The organism is Parasphingomonas puruogangriensis, assembly GCF_036663635.1.
Lineage (GTDB): Bacteria > Pseudomonadota > Alphaproteobacteria > Sphingomonadales > Sphingomonadaceae > Sphingomonas.
The window spans coordinates 16,949-34,308 of record NZ_JAXOJI010000001.1 but is presented as its reverse complement, the minus strand read 5'-3'; the positions used below and the strand labels follow the sequence as shown (position 1 = coordinate 34,308).

Below are 17,360 nucleotides of genomic sequence, written 5' to 3'. Positions count from 1 at the left end.
GAAGGCCGGGGCCCAGCAGCGCAACAAGGGTTGGCAGGCGCTGCGCTCAGTTACCTCCACCGTCGCTACTGGGCCCCGACCGGCGCCGGGGAACGGTAGAGCGTGGTTCTGCCTTTAGCGCGACGCCAGTTGTGCGCCTTGCTTGACCCAGGCCGCCATCTTGTCGCCCGCCGCGGCGCGCACGAAGCAATTGCCGCCGCGCGCCTTGTAGCTCTGGCACAGCGCCGCCGCATCGCCGCGCGCGAAGCCGCCAAGCGACAGGCGGTAGAAATTGCCGGCCTTGGTCTGTACCGCAGCGCCCGACGGATTGTGCCCGGCAAGGGCGCTATGCGCGCGCGCCAGCCGGCCCCAGGCATCGCGGGCCACCGCGGCATTGTCGAACGCGCCCAATTGCACGAAATAATTACCCTTCGACTGCGGCTTCGGAGCGACGGCGGCGCCCATCATCGGCTTGGCCTTGTCGAACACCGCCTTCTGGGCGCTGGCCACCCCGAACGCACTGTTGCGCTGGTCCGCCCCGGCGCGCATCGCCCGCGGCGGCTGCGCCTGGACGACTTCGTAGCGTGGTCCGAAACTGACATTGGAGACCGACGCCACCACCGGCGTCGGTTCGATCACCGGCGTCAGCGCCGCGCTGGCCACGGCCACCGGCTCGACCGGATTGCCCGGCATGAAATCATCTACCGGGGCCGCGGCGAGGCCGACCGGTGCGCCGCCGTTGAGCGCGAGCCGCACCGGCTGGCCGGGATCGGCGACCGGCGTCACGCCGAGCAGGCTGGCAACCTGGTCCGAGGCCGAACTGGGCTTGGCGAAGCTCGCCCATTCCAGGATGCGGGCATCGACCTGGTCCGGCGCGAGATCCATCGCGACGACGGTCTTGGCATCCGCCCAGCGCCCGGCCAGGGCCAAAGCGAGCGCGAAATTCTGCCGCGTCTTGGCATCCGCCTCGGGCGCGCGCGCCGCGCTTTCGAGCAATTCGACCGCCGTGGCCGGATCGCCCGCCAGCGCCACGGCGAGGCCGCGATCGCTGATCGGGATGGTCGCCGCATTGGCATCGAGCGTGCGGCGGGCGCCGTCCCAATTGCCTTCGGCGATTTCTGCCAGCGCGAGATTGAGCGCGGCCTTGCCATTGCCGGGCTCGAGCGTCAGCGCATCGGCAAAGGCCGCGCGCGCCGAGCCGAAGCGGCCCGCCTTGAGATAGGCCTGGCCGAGCAGCACGCGATACGCCGCGACCTGCGGATCGTAGCCGACCGCGCTTTCGGCCTGGCCGATCGCCGCATCGGCTTTGCCGCGCGCCAGGCTCTTGCGCGCCTGATCGAACTGTTTGGCGGCGATCTTGGTGGCATTCTGCTCGCCGGCAAAGGCGATCCCGCCGCTACCGGTATAGCCGGCCAGCACGCCGCCGAGCAGCAGCACGGAACAGCTGAGTGTTGCGATTGTCCGGGTCTTCATGTGAAATCCCTATCCTAAGCCTTGGCCCGGCCGGGGAGCTGGCTGACCAGCAGGTCCACGTCGGGCAGAGTTTCGAGAAAGGCGTCGAGCGCCTCGGTGACGAGCAGCTGCGCCGACCTGTTCTGCAATGCGCTCGCCAGCCGCAGCTTGAGATGGCGATCGGAATCGAGCCTGAGCGTGAACGCCGAGCGGGCGTTGGCCACGTGCTTGGCGTTGGTTTCGCGGCGAATGCGCGTCGCGGTGGCGACGGACACCGAGCGTGGCGCTTTAACCGGCTGAGGCCGCGCGACGGGTTCGGCGACGGGCGTGACGAGATCGCGCAGCGCCTCGCGCTGGACCAGCACCGGCGGCACCGCCGCGTCGGGCGCGGGCGGCGCTACGGTTTCGCCCATGTCGTTCCAGCCGAGATCGTCCGGCGCCTCGAGCTTGGATGAAGGGGCGCCGAATCCGCCAAAGCCTTGCGGGCGCATCGCCGGGCGTGCCGTGCCCTTACGCGCCAGCAAGGTGGAGGACAAGGATGCCAGCGGTTTGGAGCCGATCATTGCCATGCCCTTAGCTGACCACGCGACGGCCGAAGCCGCCCGACGCAACGCGCTGCGGCACATAACCGCCATTGGTGCCGGGAGCGGCGAACACGGTGCGGCGGAAATTCTTTTCCAGGCGATCGGCAATGTACGACCACAAAGCCGCCACTTCGCCGGCCGAGCGGCTTTTGGGATCGCATTCCATCACCGTGCGGCCATCGATCATCGAGGCGGCGAAATCGGTGCGGTGGTGCACTGTGATCGGCGCGACGGTGCCGTGCTGCGAGAGTGCGATGGCCGCCTCGCTGGTGATACGTGCCTTGGGCGTGGCGCCGTTGACGACGAACAGCAGCGGCTTGCCGGCGCGCTCGCACAGATCGACCGTGGCGCCGACGGCGCGCAGATCGTGCGGCGACGGGCGTGTGGGCACGACGATCAGTTCGGCGACGGCGATCACGCTCTGGATCGCCATGGTGATGGCGGGTGGGGTGTCGATCATGGCCAGCTTGAAGCCCTGCTGACGCAGCACTTCGAGATCGGCGGCGAGCCGCGCCACCGTGGTCTGCGCGAAGGCGGGATATTCCGCGGTACGCTCGTTCCACCAATCCGACAGCGAGCCCTGCGGATCGATGTCGATCAGCACTACCGGCCCTGCCCCGGCGATCTGCGCCTGCACGGCGAGATGCCCGGATAGCGTGGTCTTGCCGGACCCGCCCTTTTGTGATGCCATCGCGAGAACGCGCATGTGTCCCCAAACTCCCCAATACGAGGCGTTTAAATCGCACTGCCGCGTCAAGAACAGGTTAACGCCGGCCTTTTCGCGCTATTCCAAAGCGATATGACTAACGAAATCTTTGCTAAATCGGCGTTAGCAGGCATTATCGACACTCTGGTCGGGTTTAGCGGGACGGAATGATCATGCGGTACGGCGTAAAGCTCGCGGTTCTTGCAGGCCTCGGCACCATGGCGGCCCTGACGGCGCCGGCCCTGGCCGACGTGAAGGCCGGCGTGGATGCATGGGGCCGTGGCGATTATCGCAAGGCGGTCGACGAATGGCGCCCGGCGGCCAATGCCGGCGACGCGCAGGCGCAGTTCAATCTCGGCCAGGCCTATAAGCTCGGGCGCGGCGTGCCGGTCGATATGAAGATGGCCGAGGGCTGGTATCGCAAGGCCGCCTTGCAGGGCCTGCCGCAAGCCGAGACCAATTACGGGCTGGCGCTGTTCGATCAGGGCAAGCGTGCCGATGCGCTGCCGTGGCTGGAGAAATCCACCGCACGAGGCGAACCGCGCGCGCAGCTCGTGCTGGGCACGATGCTGTTCAACGGCGACGGCGTGGCCAAGGATTGGCGCCGGGCTTATGCGCTGCTGGTGCGCGCCTCGGCCGCCGGGCTGCCCGCCGCCAACAAGGTGCTGGCGCAGATGGATCAATATATCCCGCAGGACACGCGCCAGCAGGGCCTGGTGCTGGCGCGGCAATATGAGAGCGACAACCAGCGCGCGGAACTGCCGACCGAGATTGCCGGCCAGGGCACAGGGGCAGGCGCGCCGCCGCCGCCGTACGACAATGCGGGCGGCAACCGCCCGGCGGCGGAGCGCCCGGTAGCGGAGCGGCCGGTGGTGGTGACGCAGGCGCCGCGCCCGCAACCGCCCCGCCCGCAACCACCCCGCCCCCAAGCGTCGCGACCCGAGCCGGTGGCGGCCAGCGGCAGCTGGCGGGTCCAGCTCGGCGCGTTCGGCGATCCCGGCAATGCGCGGAAATTGTGGGGCCAGGTGTCGGGCCGGTTCGCCGGGCGGCAGCCTTATTACGTCAAGAGCGGCGCGCTGACGCGGCTGCTTGTCGGGCCGTTTGGGTCGAGCGCGGAGGCAGCGCGGGCCTGTGCTGCGGTCAAGCCGTGCGTGCCGACGCGGGGGTAGACAGTTCCCTTCCCTTTTGCGCCTCCCCGGCGAAAGCCGGGGCCCAGTTGAGAAGCGAATATTGGCGGGCGGTGCGCGTCGTTACGTCTGCCATGGCGACTGGGGCCCGGCCTTCGCCGCGGAAAGCGCCATGGTTTTGCAAGGCGTGAGCGAAAAGCTTACTCCGTCACCCATTCCGCCCGGGCAATGCCCTGCGCGTAGAGCAACGCCGTCAAATCCCCATAATCGACCCGCGCCGCCGCCGCCGCGGCGACGATCGGCTTGGCGTGATAGGCCACCCCCAGCCCGGCGCGCTCGATCATCGCCAGATCGTTAGCCCCGTCGCCCACCGCCAGCGTCTCCCGCTCCGCCAAGCCGCGCTCGGCCCGCGCGGCCAGCAACGTCTCGAGCTTGGTCGCCGATCCGACGATCGGCTTGGCTACCGTGCCGGTCAACGCGCCGCGCTCGACCAGCAAGCGATTGGCGATCGCGCGATCGAACCCGATCGTCGCGGCGACCGGATCGGCGAAGCGCGTGAACCCGCCCGACACCAACACGGTGAGCGCGCCGCGCGCCTTCATCGTGCGCACCAGCGCCGCCGCGCCGGGCATGATCACCACGCGCTCCTGCAGGCAGCGCTCGATCACCGCCTCATCCAGCCCTGCGAGCAAGGCGACCCGCGCATCGAGCGCCGCCTCGAACTCCAGTTCACCGCGCATCGCGCGTTCGGTGATCTCGGCGATCTGCGGCTTGATCCCGGCATAATCGGCCAGTTCGTCGATACATTCGACCGTGATCATGGTCGAATCCATGTCCGCGATAAGCAGCTTTTTCCCGCGAACAGACGCCGGCTGGACGACGATATCGGTCGCCGCAAAGACCCCTTCCAGGGCGGTGCGCGCGGCCTCGGGCGCGGCGTCGAACCGGATGTCGGCGGCATGGCCATCGTCGATCCACTGGCTCTCGCCGGGCGCGCAACCGGCCGCGCGCAAGCGATCGCAGGCGGCGGAAATATCGCCCCCGGCCAGCGTCCCCGGTGCTATCAGCGTGGCGATGAACATTGATGACTCCCGACCCAGACTGGCGCTCATCGCAGGGCCGACCGCCAGCGGCAAGTCCGCGCTGGCGATGGATCTGGCCGAAGCGCATGACGGCGTGGTGATCAACGCCGACAGCGCGCAGGTCTATAGCAATCTCCGCATCCTCTCCGCCCGCCCCAGCATTGCAGACGAAGCGCGCGTGCCGCATCGCCTGTTCGGCTATATCGACGGCGCGGAAAGCTGTTCCGCCGCGCGCTGGGCGGCGGATGCCCGGGCGGCGATCGCCGCGGTACAGGCCGAGGGCAAGTTGCCGATCCTGGTCGGCGGCACCGGCCTGTATATCCGCACCCTGCTCGACGGCATCGCGCCGATCCCCGAGATCGATCCGGCGATCCGTGCCGAGGTTCGCGCCCTGCCCGTCGCTGACGCCCATGCCCAATTGCTGGCGGCCGACTCGCTCGCGGCAGCGCGCCTCGCCCCCGCCGACACGACACGCGTCGCCCGCGCGCTGGAAGTCGTCCGCTCTACCGGGCGCACGCTGGCCGACTGGCAGGCGCATGTGGAGGGCGGGATCGCCGATCGGGTCCGGCTGATCCCCGCGATCTTGCTACCCGAGCGCGAGTGGCTGCTCGCGCGCTGCGACCAGCGTGCCGCGCTGATTATGGCGCAAGGTGCCGTCGCTGAAGTCGAAGCGCTGCTCGCGCGCGACGATATTCCTGCCGCTTGGTCGGTGCGCCGCGCGATCGGCGTCGCCGAGATCGCCGACTGGCTTGCCGGTACCAACAGCCGCGATCAGGCGCTCGACCGGCTGCGCCTGGCCACGCGGCAATATGCCAAGCGTCAATTCACCTGGTTTCGCAACCAGCCACCGAGCGACTGGCGCCGCCTGGCGCCATCCGAAACATCCAATTACATCGATCATTACGATAGATTATTACAACAATAGTGGTTGACGCGTACGAATCATACGGGTAGCCGCACCCCTCGCCAACCGCTATTGCGGCGCGGCAATGTAGAGGACGACGTGATGACGCCTGAGAAAAGTGGAGCCGATATCCTGGTCGAGGCGCTGTGCGATCTCGGCGTGGAGGTCGTGTTCGGCTATCCGGGGGGTGCCGTCCTGCCGATCTACGACGCGCTGTTCCGCTCGAAGCGGATCAAGCATGTGCTCGTCCGCCACGAACAGGCCGCGACGCATGCCGCCGAGGGCTATGCCCGTTCGACCGGCAAATGCGGCGTGGTGCTGGTCACGTCCGGCCCCGGCGCGACCAACGCGGTGACCGGCATCACCGACGCTTTGATGGATTCGATCCCGATGGTGGTGATCACCGGCCAGGTGCCGACCGCGCTGATCGGCTCGGACGCGTTCCAGGAAGCCGATACGGTCGGCATCACGCGGCACTGCTCGAAGCATAATTATCTGGTCAAGGATCCAGCCAAATTGGGCGGGATCATCCACGAGGCGTTCCATATCGCCACCTCGGGCCGCCCCGGCCCGGTGGTGGTCGACATCCCCAAGGACGTGCAGATCGCCACCGCGGCTTATGCCAAGCCCGGCCCGATCCAGCACAAGACCTATCGCCCGCAGATCAAGGCGGATCGTGCGCTGATCGAGCGTGCGGTGGACCTGATCGCCGCGGCGGAACGGCCGATCTTCTATACCGGCGGCGGGATCATCAATTCCGGCCCGGCGGCGAGCCAGATGCTGCGCGAACTGGCGCGGATCACCGGCGCGCCGGTGACCTCGACGCTGATGGGACTGGGCGCGCTGCCCGCCTCGTCCGACCAATGGCTCGGCATGCTTGGCATGCACGGCACGTACGAAGCCAATTTCGCCATGAACGAAGCCGATCTGGTAATCTGCCTCGGCGCGCGGTTCGACGACCGCGTCACCGGCCGGCTCGACGCGTTCAGCCCGAAAAGCATCAAGATCCATGTCGATATCGATCGCAGCTCGATCAACAAGACGGTGCGGGTCGATCTGCCGATCGTCGCCGATGTCGGCCATGCTATGGAAGACATGATCAAGATCTGGAAATCGCGCCAGCATCCCAAGCCCGATCTGACCGACTGGTGGCAGCGCATCGCCGGCTGGCGCGCCAAGAAGAGCCTGGGCTTTACCGATCTGCCGTCCGACATCATGCCGCAGCGTGCGATCCGCGCGCTGTGGGAGGCGACGCATAAGTGCAACCCGATCATCACGACCGAGGTGGGCCAGCACCAGATGTGGGCGGCGCAGCATTTCGATTTCGAGCAGCCCAACAAATGGCTGACCTCGGGCGGGCTGGGCACGATGGGCTATGGGCTGCCGGCGGCGATCGGCGCGCAGATGGGCAATCCCAATGCGCTGGTGATCGACATTGCCGGCGAAGCCTCGATCCAGATGAACATCCAGGAGCTCGGCACGGCGACGCAATATCGCCTGCCGGTCAAGATCTTCATCCTCAACAACCAATATATGGGCATGGTCCGCCAGTGGCAGGAACTGACCTATTCGAGCCGCTATTCGGAAAGCTATTCGGATTCGCTGCCCGATTTTGTCAAGCTCGGCGAAGCCTATGGCTGGAAGGGCATCCGGATCGAGAATATGGGCCAGCTGGAAGGCGGCATTGCCGACATGCTGGCCTATGACGGGCCAGTGATCGTCGATTGCATGGTCAGCCAACTCGCCAATTGCTTCCCGATGATCCCGTCGGGCGCCGCGCATACCGAGATGATCCTGCAGGGCGAGGAAGTGTCGGGCGAGATGGACGACTCGGCCAAGGCGCTGGTGTGATGGCCTTCATTTCCGTCACCCCAGCGAAAGCTGGGGTCTCGTGCCGCATGGGCGCGCTCGATAACAGGGAGATCCCAGCTTTCGCTGGGATGACGCTTTAATGCATATCCAGCAAGAAGCCGCCAAGCGTCACACGCTGGCGATCATGGTCGATAACGAGCCGGGCATCCTCGCCCGCATTGCCGGCCTGTTCACCGCGCGCGGCTATAATATCGAGAGCCTCACCGTGTCGGACGTCACCGCCGACAAGGCGGTGAGCCGCATCACCATCGTCACCAGCGCGTCCGATCACGTGATGGAGCAGATCCTGGCGCAGCTCGATCGGCTGATCCCGGTCCATTCGGTCAGCGATCTCACCGCGATCGGCCCGCATGTCGAGCGCGAACTGGCGCTGGTCAAGGTCAAGGGCATTGGCGATCACCGCATCGAGGCGCTGCGCCTGGCCGACGTCTACCGCGCCCGCGTGGTCGATGCGACGACCTCGAGCTTCGTGTTTGAAGTCACCGGCGGTCCGGACAAGATCGACACGTTCATCACGCTGATGCGCGAAGTCGGGCTGATCGAGGTCGCGCGCACCGGCATCGTTGCGATGGCGCGCGGGAAAGAGCCGGCTTAGTTTACGACCAACCAAACACCACCGTCGCCCCGGCCTTGAGCCGGGGTCCAGCTGCCTTCGTCGACAGAAGAAGAAGCGGGATCCCGGCTCAAGGCCGGGATGACGTAGCAAAAGGAACAAGAAGAATGCGTGTCTATTACGATCGCGACGCCGATCTGAACCTCATCAGCGACAAGAAGATCGCCATCGTCGGCTATGGTTCGCAGGGCCACGCCCATGCGCAGAACCTGCGCGACAGCGGCGTCAAGGACGTTGCGATTGCACTCCGCGAAGGCTCCGCCACCGCCAAGAAGGTGATCGACGCCGGTTTTGCGGTGAAATCGAACAAGGAAGCCGCCGGCTGGGCCGACATCGTCATGATCTTGGCCCCCGACGAGCATCAGGCGGCAATCTATGCCGAGGACCTGCACGATCATCTCAAGCAGGGCGCCACCATTGCCTTCGCGCATGGCCTCAACGTCCATTTCGGGCTGATCGAGCCGCGCGAGGATCTCGACGTGATCATGATCGCGCCCAAGGGCCCCGGCCACACCGTGCGCTCCGAATATGTCCGCGGCGGCGGCGTGCCCTGCCTGATCGCGATCCACCAGGACAAGAGCGGCAACGCGCATGATATCGGCCTGGCCTATGCCTCGGGCGTCGGCGGCGGCCGCAGCGGCATCATCGAAACCAACTTCAAGGAAGAGTGCGAGACCGATCTGTTCGGCGAGCAGGCCGTGCTGTGCGGCGGCATCACGCATCTGATCCAGGCCGGGTTCGAGACCCTGGTCGAGGCGGGTTACGCGCCGGAAATGGCCTATTTCGAATGCCTGCACGAGACCAAGCTGATCGTTGACCTGCTCTATGAGGGCGGCATCGCCAACATGCGCTATTCGATCAGCAACACTGCGGAATATGGCGACATCACCACCGGCCCGCGGATCATCACGTCGGAAACCAAGGCCGAGATGAAGCGTGTGCTCGAGGACATCCAGTCGGGCCGGTTCGTCAAGAACTTCATCCTCGACAACCGCGCCGGCCAGCCGGAATTGAAGGCCTCGCGGAAACAGGCGCTGGCGCATCCGATCGAGAAGATCGGCAGCGAGCTGCGTGCGATGATGCCATGGATTGGTAAGAACGCGCTGGTGGATAAGGCTAAGAACTGAAGATCGCTCCTCCCCGGAACGGGGAGGTGGCAGCTGCAGGCTGACGGAGGGGGTGGGCCGGCAACACAACCGTAGCGGTGCCGGCTCACCCCCCTCCACCATTTGCCGGAAGAGGCAAATGGTCCCCCTCCCCGTGCCGGGGAGGAACTGAAACGGTGCGTTGCCTCACATAGGTTTGACCATACCGAGCGACTGCGCCAGCATGTCTCCCAGCAACAGGAGAACCACCATGCGCCTTCCTCACATCCTATTCGCCGCTACCGCGCTCGTCGCCACGCCGCTGATCGCCCAGCAGGCGATGCAGGCCCCGGGCAGCAAGAACGCCGCCGCAATCACCGGCGGCGCCTACACCGCCGATCCCGGCCACACCCTGATCAGCTGGGAAGTCGATCATCTCGGCTTCACACCCTATTTCGGCCTATTCGGCGATATCACCGGCACGCTCGAGCTCGATCCCAAGAAGCCCGCGGCGGCCAAGGTCGACATCACGATTCCCGTATCCAAGGTGACCACGGCGAGCGCCGGCCTCACCGCGCATCTGCTGCGCGCCGGCAAGGATGGCGGCAAGCCGGACTTCTTCGGCCCCGCCCCCGCCGACGCGCGCTTCGTGTCGACCTCGGTCAAGCCGGTCGGCAAGGACAAGGCGCTGGTCACCGGCGATCTGACGCTCAACGGCGTGACCAAGCCGGTGACGCTCGACGTGACCTTCTACGGCGCGGGCAAGATGCCGGCGGCGATGGGCGGCAAGGAGAATGTCGGCTTCGAGGCGACGACCACGCTGACGCGCAGCCAGTTCGGCGTCAACATGGGCATCCCGATGGTCTCAGACTCGGTCAAGCTGAAGATCGCCGCCGCGTTCCAGAAGTAAGCAGAGCGCTCAAGCCCCTCCCCTTCAGGGGAGGGGCTTTTTTATGCCTGCCGCGCTTCAGCTGCCCCGCGCGGCGATCAGCCCCAGAAAATTGCCGCGCACCGTTTCCGAGGCATTTTCCAGCAGCCGGCGCATCCGTTCGTCGAACGCCTCGCCGCTGTCGCCGGGCACACGCTGCGCCATCGTCCAGCCGCCGAATTCGCGCGCGGCAATATCCCGCTCGTGCAGCACGACGATGGCATGGTGCCGGGGATCCGCCTTGATCCGCGCGAAGGTCGACGACACGCTGTCGGCCGGCCCTTCCAGCACCTGCAGGAAGCGCTTGCCGTCGCTCCACAGCAATCCGGTCACGCCATCCAGCGCATTGTTGTGGCGCGATTGTTCGACCACCTGCGGCACGTCAATCTTGGCCCCCTTGGGGTTGCTGGAGCTGACATAGAGCAGCTGGCGGAGCGGGGCAGAGACGGAATCCATGGCGCCCTAATACTGAAAACGCCTCGGTTGGAAATTGCGCGAGATCAACCTGAAATGCTGCGGCCAGGTGCAGGGTAAAGACTGGACAGCGCGCCGTCGCGCGCGCTAGGCAGACGCGCAATGACGCATGCACTGCTCCTTCCGCTGCTTCGACTTACGCGCCCTTAGGCGTGTACCTTCGCGCATGCCTGTCGGCCATGCGCGACCCGCCTAAGGGACAGTTCCCGAACGACGACGAGCACCGAGCGAGACCCATCATGCTGCGCGACCCTTCCGTTAAATATCGCCCCTTCCCGCAAATCGACCTGCCCGATCGGCAATGGCCGTCCAGGACCATCACCCAGCCGCCGCGCTGGCTCTCCACCGATCTGCGCGACGGCAACCAGGCGCTGATCGATCCGATGGATGCGGAGAAGAAGACGCGGCTGTTCGATCTGTTGGTCAAGGTCGGGCTGAAGGAGATCGAGGTCGGTTTCCCCAGCGCCGGCGCGACCGAGTTCGATTTCATCTCCGGGTTGGTGCGTGAGGGTCGCGTACCCGACGACGTGACCATCCAGGTGCTGACGCAGTCGCGCCGCGACCTGATCGAGAAAAGCTTCGAGAGTCTGCGGGGCAGCCCCAAGGCGATCGTCCATCTCTACAATGCGGTGAGCCCCGCCTGGCGCAAGATCGTGTTCGGCATGACGCGCGACGAGGTGCGTGGCATCGCCATCGAGGGCGCCAAGATCCTGCGCGATTGCGCCGCCGCGCAGCCCGATACCGAGTGGACGTTCGAATATAGCCCGGAGACCTTCTCCACCGCCGAGCTCGATTTCTCGGTCGAAGTGTGCGCCGCGGTGATGGAGGTGCTGGCCCCCACGCCGGACAAGCCGATCATCTTCAACCTGCCGGCGACGGTGGAATGCGCCACGCCCAACATCTATGCCGACCAGATCGAATGGTTCGCGCGGCATATCCCCAACCGCGACAGCGTGGTGATCTCCTTGCACACGCACAATGATCGCGGCACCGGCGTGGCGGCGGCGGAACTGGGCCTGATGGCCGGCGCCGACCGCGTGGAAGGGTGTTTGCTCGGCAATGGCGAACGCACCGGCAATTGCGACCTGGTGACGGTCGCGCTCAACATGTACACGCAAGGCGTTGATCCGGCGCTGGATTTCTCCGACATCGACGGCATCGTCAACACCATCAACTATTGCACTAACATCCCGGTGCACCCGCGCACGCCCTACGCCGGCGATCTGGTGTTCACGGCGTTTTCGGGCAGCCATCAGGATGCGATCAAGAAGGGCTTCGCAGCGCAGGAGGCGAAGAACGACCCCTTGTGGGAAGTGCCGTATCTGCCGATCGACCCGGCCGATCTCGGGCGCAGCTATGAAGCGGTGATCCGGGTCAATTCGCAATCCGGCAAGGGCGGCGTCGCCTGGGTGATCGAGCAGGACAAGGGGCTCAAACTGCCCAAGCGTCTGCAGGCCGATTTCAGCCGCCACGTTCAGGCCATGGCCGACGAGACCAGCCGCGAGTTGAACGCCGCCGACATCTGGGGCCGGTTCGAGGCGACCTATCTGCCGAGCGGGCTCGATCGCTTCGCGCTGATCGATTACCAGGAAAGCCACGCCCCCGGCGGCCCGCCGCGCACGTTCGTCGGCAAGGTTCGATTGGACGGCGAGGAACGCTCGATCAGTGGCCGCGGCAACGGCTTGATTTCGAGCGTGCTCGATGCCCTGCGCGAGGATTGCGGCGTGACGCTCGAAGTGGTCGATTATAACGAGCACGCGATCGGTCACGGAGCGGATGCGCAGGCGGCAGCCTATGTCGAATGCCGCACCGTCGATGGGCGCACCGTGTTCGGCGTCGGGCTGGACACGGACATTGCCACCGCCAGCGTGCGGGCGATGCTCAGCGCGGCCAACCGGGCGTAGGCCCCTTCTTAGCCCTCTCCCATGAAGAATGGGAGAGGGCTTAAAGAGAACGCTCTCGCACGATCTCGCAGCCGATGCCGGCATCCGGATACACGTCCGTCTTCATCGTCCGCACGCGCACCCGCGTGACCCGCGCGTCGCTCAGGCACAACGCCGCGATCGTCTGGCACAACGTCTCCTGCAGCGCGAAGCGGCGCTCGGCCGCCAGCGCCAGGATGCCGTGGCGGACGAAATCGTAATCCAGCACCTGCTCGATCGCGTCCTCGCTAAGCGGCGCGGGATAATCGACCGTCATGTCGACCGATACGACGACGCGCTGCGGCGCGACCTCATGATCGTAAATGCCCAGCCGGATCATCACCGCCAGACTATCGAGCAGCGTGGTGAACTCAGCCACGCGCACGCTCGAACATTACGTCGCGCGCCCGCGGTAGCAGGCGCTGGCCGCAGTCGACGTATAGTGTCTGGCCGGCGATCCCCCGTGCGCCCAACAGGAAACCGACGGCGGCGGCGATATCGGCCGGATCGACCGGGCGGCGCAATATATTCTCGCTGGCCACGGCGCGAAACTCGGCGTCGGTCTGATCCCCGCTCGGCAGCGCCAGGCCGGGCGCCACGGCGTTGACGCGGATACGCGGCCCCAATGCCTGCGCCAGCATCACCGTCGCGCCCGCCAGCCCGACCTTGCCGCCGGTATAAGAGAAGAAATCCGGGTTCAGATTGACCACTTTCTGGTCGAGCACATTGACCACCGCACCGTCGCGCACATCGTCCTGCCGCGCCAGCGCGGAGGCGAGCAGCACCGGCGCCGAATGGCCGATCGCATATAGCCGCGCGAGCAGGACCGGATCGAGCGCCGGCGGCGTATCATAATCGAACGCCGAGGCGCTGTTGACCAACCCGTCGATCGCCCTGCCCGCCACGCCCCGTGCGCGCGCGAAAAGATCGTCAATGCCTGCGGTATCGGCGAGATCGCCCTGCACCATCCCCAACGCCCCGATCTCCGCCGCCAGCGCTTCCGCCGCCGCCCGCGACGATCCGTAATGGATCACCAGCCGGTTCCCATTCGCCGCCAGCGCACGCGCGATGATGCTGCCGAGCCGCTTGGCGCCGCCGGTGACCAGGATGGTCCGCCGCATGGTCAGCAATGCATCAAGGCGAGGACTTCCTTACGGCTGCGCTCGTCGTCGCGGAACACGCCCATCATACGGCTGGTGACCATCGTCACGCCGGGCGTGCGCACGCCGCGCGCGGTCATGCAGGCATGGCTCGCCTCGATCACCACCGCCACGCCGTGTGGCTTGAGATTGTCCCAGATGCAGTCGGCCACTTCCGCGGTAAGCCGCTCCTGCACCTGCAGGCGGCGGGCAAAGGCATTCAACACCCGCGCCAGTTTGGAAATGCCGACCACATGATCGCGCGGCAGATAGGCGATATGCGCCTTGCCGATGATCGGCGCCATGTGATGCTCGCAATGCGATTGGAACGGAATGTCCTTGAGCAAGACGATCTCGTCATAGCCGCCGACCTCCTCGAACACGCGCGACAGGTGATGCGCGGGATCGTCGGCATAACCGCTGCAATATTCCTTCCAGGCCCGCGCGACGCGCGCCGGCGTATCGACGAGTCCCTCGCGCTCAGGATTGTCGCCCGACCAGCGGATCAGCGTGCGAATGGCGTCCTGAACGTCGTCCGGCACCACGATCTTGGCCGGTGGCGCGATTACATCGCCGCCGGCGGGCGCATCGGAAAGATCGTTCATGCGGTCATCCTTGAACAGAGTCGCGAGCTTGACGCTACGGCAAGCATCGTTTCGCTGAATTGGCGTGGTCAATGTACCTGTCTCATTTGAGCAACTGTCCCGCAAGCCCGCAGTTTTCCACGTAATTCCGATTGACGATGCTTTCAGCCGAGCGCTAGCTTTCGGTTGTTCAGCATAGGACCTCGCCAGACGGCCATAAGAGCCGCGGCGATTAGAGAGGGGATTAGACCATGAAGAAATGTGACTTGTTCGCTGTTTCCGCGTTGGCGTTGATTGCGGCGATGCCCGCGCACGCGCAAGAATCTTCCCGACCGCTTGCCGCCGCGCCGCAGGACGACAGTACCAGCCGCGCCGACCAGGCCGGCGACAATCAAGACCAGGACATCATCGTCACCGCGACCAAACGCGAACTGACCTTGCTCGACACGCCGGTCGCCGTTTCCGTGACCAGCGCACAGACCATCGAACAAGCGCAGATCCGCGATCTCAACGATCTCCAATCGGTCGTGCCATCACTACGCGTCGCGCAGCTGCAAAGCTCGGCCAACACCAACTTCATCATCCGCGGCTTCGGCAACGGCGCCAACAATGCAGGCATCGAGCCATCGGTCGGTGTATTCGTCGACGGCGTGTACCGGTCGCGCTCGGCCGCGCAGATCACCGATCTGCCCAATCTCAAGCGCGTCGAAGTGTTGCGCGGGCCGCAATCGACGCTGTTCGGCAAGAATGCCTCGGCCGGCATCATCAGCGTCGTGACGGCGGAGCCAAGCTTCGAATTCGGCGGCGCGGCCGAGGCGAGCTACGGCAATTACAACGCGGTCGTGCTGAAGGCCGATATTACCGGGCCGATTTCGGAGACGCTCGCGTTCAGCCTGGCGGGCAATTACAACCGCCGCGACGGCTATGTGAAGGATCTCGCGCTCGACGACGACACCAACAACCGCAACCGCTACGGCTTCCGCGGCCAATTGCTGTTCCAGCCCAGTTCGGGCGTCAAATTCCGCCTGATCGCCGATTACGACAAGATCGACGAGAATTGCTGCGCGGTCGGCAACATCATCGACGGCCCGACCGGCAATGCCGTGCGTGCCCTGGGCGGGCAGCTGGATTCGAACAATCCGTTCTCCAACCGGGTCTACACCAACCGCGCCTCGACCAACGACATCAAGAATTACGGTATCTCGCTGCAGGCCGATTTCGATCTTAGCGACGCGCTGACCTTGACCTCGATCTCTTCCTATCGCGGGGTCAAGCTGCGCACCAACCAGGATTCCGATTTCACCAGCGCGGACATTATCGGCACCAACGCCAACCGCACCGACATCGATACCTATACGCAGGAATTGCGGCTCGCCTCGAACTTCGAGGGTCCGTTCAACTTCCTGCTCGGTGGCTTCCTGTTCCATGAGAAGATCAACGTCGAGGACGATCTGGTCCAGGGCACGCAGTTCCGCCAATATGTCAATTTGCTCAGCGGCAACGCGATCCCTACGGTTGAGGGCCTGCTCGGCGTGCCCGTCGGCACGTTCTTCGCGCCGGGGACGGGGTTGTTCGACAAGTTCCGCTACCGCGACAATTCCTATTCGATCTTCGGCCAGGCCGATTACGAGATCACCGACGGCCTGACCTTCACCGCCGGCCTCAACTACACCCGCGACAAGAAGAAGGTTGCCTCCGACGTCACCAGCACGGACGCCTTCTCGGCGCTCGATTTCACCGCGATCGGTCGCCAGGTGCTGACCCAGCAAGCGATCGCGACGACGGTCGGCCAGGCGCTTGGCCTCGCCGGTCTGGCCAACGCGGCGCAGATCCAGGGCTTTGCGCAGGCCGCCCCGGCGGTGTTCGCGCAGATCCAGGCCGGCGCCGCGGCATTCGGCGCGGCCAACCAGTCCAATGCGGCGGTCAATCCGTTGCTGGCGCTGCGCGCGCTGCAATTCACCCCGCCCTTCCTCAATTTCCCCAATGCGGTGGAAAGCGGCAAGACCGACGACGACAATCTGTCCTACACGCTGCGGCTGGCTTACAAGGCCAACAGCAATCTCAGCCTGTACGCAACGCACGCGACCGGCTTCAAGGCATCCTCGTTCAACCTGTCACGCGATTCACGCCCCTTCGCGAGCGACTTCATCCCCGGATCGCCGGTCACCAACCCGGCCGCGTCGCCGATCCGCGATGCCGGTCTGGCCCTGCCCAATCTGACCACCGGATCGCGCTTCGCCGGCCCGGAAAAGTCCAGCGTCTACGAAGTCGGGCTCAAGGGCCAGTATAGCAATTTCGCCTTCAACCTCGCCGTGTTCAAACAATATATCAAAGGCTTCCAGAGCAACGTCTTCACCGGCACCGGTTTCTCGCTGCTCAATGCCGAAAAGCAATCGGTGTTCGGCGTCGAATTTGACGGCAGTGTCACGCCCATCCGCCCGTTGTCGCTCAATCTGGCCATCACCTATCTCGATGCGAAATATGACTCGTTCGACAATGGCGGTGCGATCGGACCGGCCCTGACGGTTGTGCCGACCAACCTGACCGGGCAGCGCCCAGGCGATATTCCGAAATTCTCGATCTCCTCCGGTGCCACCTACACGCAAGAAATCAATCCCGATCTGAAGCTGCTGTTGCGCGGCGACTATCAGTTCCAGAGCAAGACCCGGATCGCCAATGGCGTGCTCGATCTCACGCGCAAGGTCAGCCAGATCAACCTCGCCGCGACGCTGGAATTCGCCAACGGCCTGCAACTCTCGGCCTGGGGCCGCAACGTCAACAACCAGCGCTATCTGATCACCTTCTTCCCAGCCGTCGCGCAGAGCGGCAGCGTTTCGGGCTATCCCAGCCAGCCGCGCACTTACGGCATTACCGGGCGCATCAAGTTCTGATCCTGATCGGGTCGTCAG

General features: G+C 65.3%; 16 protein-coding genes. 8 read left to right on the top strand and 8 right to left on the bottom strand.

Annotated elements, in window-relative coordinates; translation table 11 throughout:
* Window positions 1–114: 114 nt before the first annotated feature.
* The 3 genes from U1739_RS00190 to U1739_RS00180 are packed head-to-tail and all read right to left on the bottom strand — an operon-like array spanning window position 115 to window position 2,721.
* Complete coding sequence (locus U1739_RS00190) at window positions 115–1,452, bottom strand: SPOR domain-containing protein (RefSeq protein ID WP_332702804.1); 1,338 nt, start codon at window positions 1,450–1,452, stop codon at window positions 115–117.
* A 14-nt stretch (window positions 1,453–1,466) separates the two neighbouring features.
* The gene (locus U1739_RS00185; RefSeq protein WP_332702801.1) at window positions 1,467–1,994 is read right to left on the bottom strand and encodes a hypothetical protein; all 528 of its coding nucleotides are present in this window, start codon (window positions 1,992–1,994) and stop codon (window positions 1,467–1,469) included.
* Between the two features lie 10 nt (window positions 1,995–2,004).
* Window positions 2,005–2,721: an AAA family ATPase gene (locus U1739_RS00180; RefSeq protein WP_332702798.1), complete on the bottom strand. Its 717-nt coding sequence runs from the start codon at window positions 2,719–2,721 to the stop codon at window positions 2,005–2,007.
* A gap of 218 nt (window positions 2,722–2,939) precedes the next feature.
* Between U1739_RS00180 and U1739_RS00175 the strand changes: the two genes are divergently transcribed.
* A complete protein-coding gene (locus U1739_RS00175; protein ID WP_332702795.1) occupies window positions 2,940–3,890 on the top strand; it encodes an SPOR domain-containing protein in 951 nt (316 codons plus the stop codon).
* A gap of 158 nt (window positions 3,891–4,048) precedes the next feature.
* Here the strand turns inward: U1739_RS00175 and serB are convergent, their stop codons facing one another.
* Window positions 4,049–4,930 carry a phosphoserine phosphatase SerB gene (gene serB / locus U1739_RS00170; protein ID WP_332702792.1) on the bottom strand — a complete coding sequence of 294 codons (882 nt, stop codon included), beginning with the start codon at window positions 4,928–4,930 and terminating at the stop codon, window positions 4,049–4,051.
* On the opposite strand from serB, the gene miaA reads away from it, so the two are divergent.
* The 5 genes from miaA to U1739_RS00145 all read left to right on the top strand — a co-directional run bounded on the left by miaA (window position 4,923) and on the right by U1739_RS00145 (window position 10,314).
* Window positions 4,923–5,855, top strand: coding sequence for a tRNA (adenosine(37)-N6)-dimethylallyltransferase MiaA (gene miaA / locus U1739_RS00165; RefSeq protein WP_332702789.1), 933 nt, complete (start codon window positions 4,923–4,925; stop codon window positions 5,853–5,855). The two genes, serB and miaA, sit on opposite strands and share 8 nt — an antisense overlap.
* Window positions 5,856–5,936: 81 nt before the next feature.
* Window positions 5,937–7,685, top strand: coding sequence for an acetolactate synthase 3 large subunit (locus tag U1739_RS00160; RefSeq protein WP_332702786.1), 1,749 nt, complete (start codon window positions 5,937–5,939; stop codon window positions 7,683–7,685).
* 100 nt (window positions 7,686–7,785) lie between these two features.
* Window positions 7,786–8,301 carry an acetolactate synthase small subunit gene (gene ilvN / locus U1739_RS00155; protein WP_332702783.1) on the top strand — a complete coding sequence of 172 codons (516 nt, stop codon included), beginning with the start codon at window positions 7,786–7,788 and terminating at the stop codon, window positions 8,299–8,301.
* A 125-nt stretch (window positions 8,302–8,426) separates the two neighbouring features.
* Window positions 8,427–9,446 (top strand): ketol-acid reductoisomerase, encoded by a 1,020-nt coding sequence (gene ilvC / locus U1739_RS00150; RefSeq protein WP_332702780.1) that lies wholly within the window; start codon window positions 8,427–8,429, stop codon window positions 9,444–9,446.
* 229 nt (window positions 9,447–9,675) lie between these two features.
* Entirely contained in the window at window positions 9,676–10,314 is a 639-nt protein-coding gene (locus tag U1739_RS00145; protein WP_332702777.1) for a YceI family protein, read from the top strand.
* Window positions 10,315–10,371: 57 nt separating this feature from the next.
* On the opposite strand, the gene U1739_RS00140 is transcribed toward U1739_RS00145, so the two are convergent.
* Window positions 10,372–10,788 (bottom strand): BLUF domain-containing protein, encoded by a 417-nt coding sequence (locus tag U1739_RS00140; protein ID WP_332702774.1) that lies wholly within the window; start codon window positions 10,786–10,788, stop codon window positions 10,372–10,374.
* 257 nt (window positions 10,789–11,045) lie between these two features.
* Between U1739_RS00140 and leuA the strand changes: the two genes are divergently transcribed.
* Window positions 11,046–12,710, top strand: a complete 1,665-nt coding sequence (leuA, locus tag U1739_RS00135) for a 2-isopropylmalate synthase (RefSeq protein ID WP_332702771.1) — start codon at window positions 11,046–11,048, stop codon at window positions 12,708–12,710.
* A 40-nt stretch (window positions 12,711–12,750) separates the two neighbouring features.
* Here the strand turns inward: leuA and U1739_RS00130 are convergent, their stop codons facing one another.
* The 3 genes from U1739_RS00130 to folE are packed head-to-tail and all read right to left on the bottom strand — an operon-like array spanning window position 12,751 to window position 14,472.
* Window positions 12,751–13,113, bottom strand: coding sequence for a dihydroneopterin aldolase (locus U1739_RS00130; RefSeq protein WP_443025475.1), 363 nt, complete (start codon window positions 13,111–13,113; stop codon window positions 12,751–12,753).
* Window positions 13,100–13,849, bottom strand: coding sequence for an SDR family oxidoreductase (locus U1739_RS00125; protein ID WP_332702765.1), 750 nt, complete (start codon window positions 13,847–13,849; stop codon window positions 13,100–13,102). Before U1739_RS00125 ends, U1739_RS00130 begins: the two co-directional genes overlap by 14 nt.
* 2 nt (window positions 13,850–13,851) lie before the next feature.
* Window positions 13,852–14,472 (bottom strand): GTP cyclohydrolase I FolE, encoded by a 621-nt coding sequence (gene folE / locus U1739_RS00120; RefSeq protein WP_332702762.1) that lies wholly within the window; start codon window positions 14,470–14,472, stop codon window positions 13,852–13,854.
* 230 nt (window positions 14,473–14,702) lie between these two features.
* Between folE and U1739_RS00115 the strand changes: the two genes are divergently transcribed.
* Window positions 14,703–17,342, top strand: coding sequence for a TonB-dependent receptor (locus tag U1739_RS00115; RefSeq protein WP_332702757.1), 2,640 nt, complete (start codon window positions 14,703–14,705; stop codon window positions 17,340–17,342).
* The last annotated feature ends 18 nt before the right edge of the window (window positions 17,343–17,360 follow it).

Excerpts from the sequence above, each read along its gene's own strand:
- leuA (WP_332702771.1), top strand. The coding sequence starts at position 11,046 with ATGCTGCGCGACCCTTCCGTTAAATATCGCCCCTTCCCGCAAATCGAC.
- U1739_RS00125 (WP_332702765.1), bottom strand. The coding sequence starts at position 13,849 with ATGCGGCGGACCATCCTGGTCACCGGCGGCGCCAAGCGGCTCGGCAGC.
- U1739_RS00145 (WP_332702777.1), top strand. The coding sequence starts at position 9,676 with ATGCGCCTTCCTCACATCCTATTCGCCGCTACCGCGCTCGTCGCCACG.
- U1739_RS00160 (WP_332702786.1), top strand. The coding sequence starts at position 5,937 with ATGACGCCTGAGAAAAGTGGAGCCGATATCCTGGTCGAGGCGCTGTGC.
- folE (WP_332702762.1), bottom strand. The coding sequence starts at position 14,472 with ATGAACGATCTTTCCGATGCGCCCGCCGGCGGCGATGTAATCGCGCCA.
- U1739_RS00190 (WP_332702804.1), bottom strand. The coding sequence starts at position 1,452 with ATGAAGACCCGGACAATCGCAACACTCAGCTGTTCCGTGCTGCTGCTC.
- serB (WP_332702792.1), bottom strand. The coding sequence starts at position 4,930 with ATGTTCATCGCCACGCTGATAGCACCGGGGACGCTGGCCGGGGGCGAT.
- ilvC (WP_332702780.1), top strand. The coding sequence starts at position 8,427 with ATGCGTGTCTATTACGATCGCGACGCCGATCTGAACCTCATCAGCGAC.
- miaA (WP_332702789.1), top strand. The coding sequence starts at position 4,923 with ATGAACATTGATGACTCCCGACCCAGACTGGCGCTCATCGCAGGGCCG.
- U1739_RS00140 (WP_332702774.1), bottom strand. The coding sequence starts at position 10,788 with ATGGATTCCGTCTCTGCCCCGCTCCGCCAGCTGCTCTATGTCAGCTCC.
- ilvN (WP_332702783.1), top strand. The coding sequence starts at position 7,786 with ATGCATATCCAGCAAGAAGCCGCCAAGCGTCACACGCTGGCGATCATG.
- U1739_RS00180 (WP_332702798.1), bottom strand. The coding sequence starts at position 2,721 with ATGCGCGTTCTCGCGATGGCATCACAAAAGGGCGGGTCCGGCAAGACC.
- U1739_RS00115 (WP_332702757.1), top strand. The coding sequence starts at position 14,703 with ATGAAGAAATGTGACTTGTTCGCTGTTTCCGCGTTGGCGTTGATTGCG.
- U1739_RS00185 (WP_332702801.1), bottom strand. The coding sequence starts at position 1,994 with ATGATCGGCTCCAAACCGCTGGCATCCTTGTCCTCCACCTTGCTGGCG.
- U1739_RS00175 (WP_332702795.1), top strand. The coding sequence starts at position 2,940 with ATGGCGGCCCTGACGGCGCCGGCCCTGGCCGACGTGAAGGCCGGCGTG.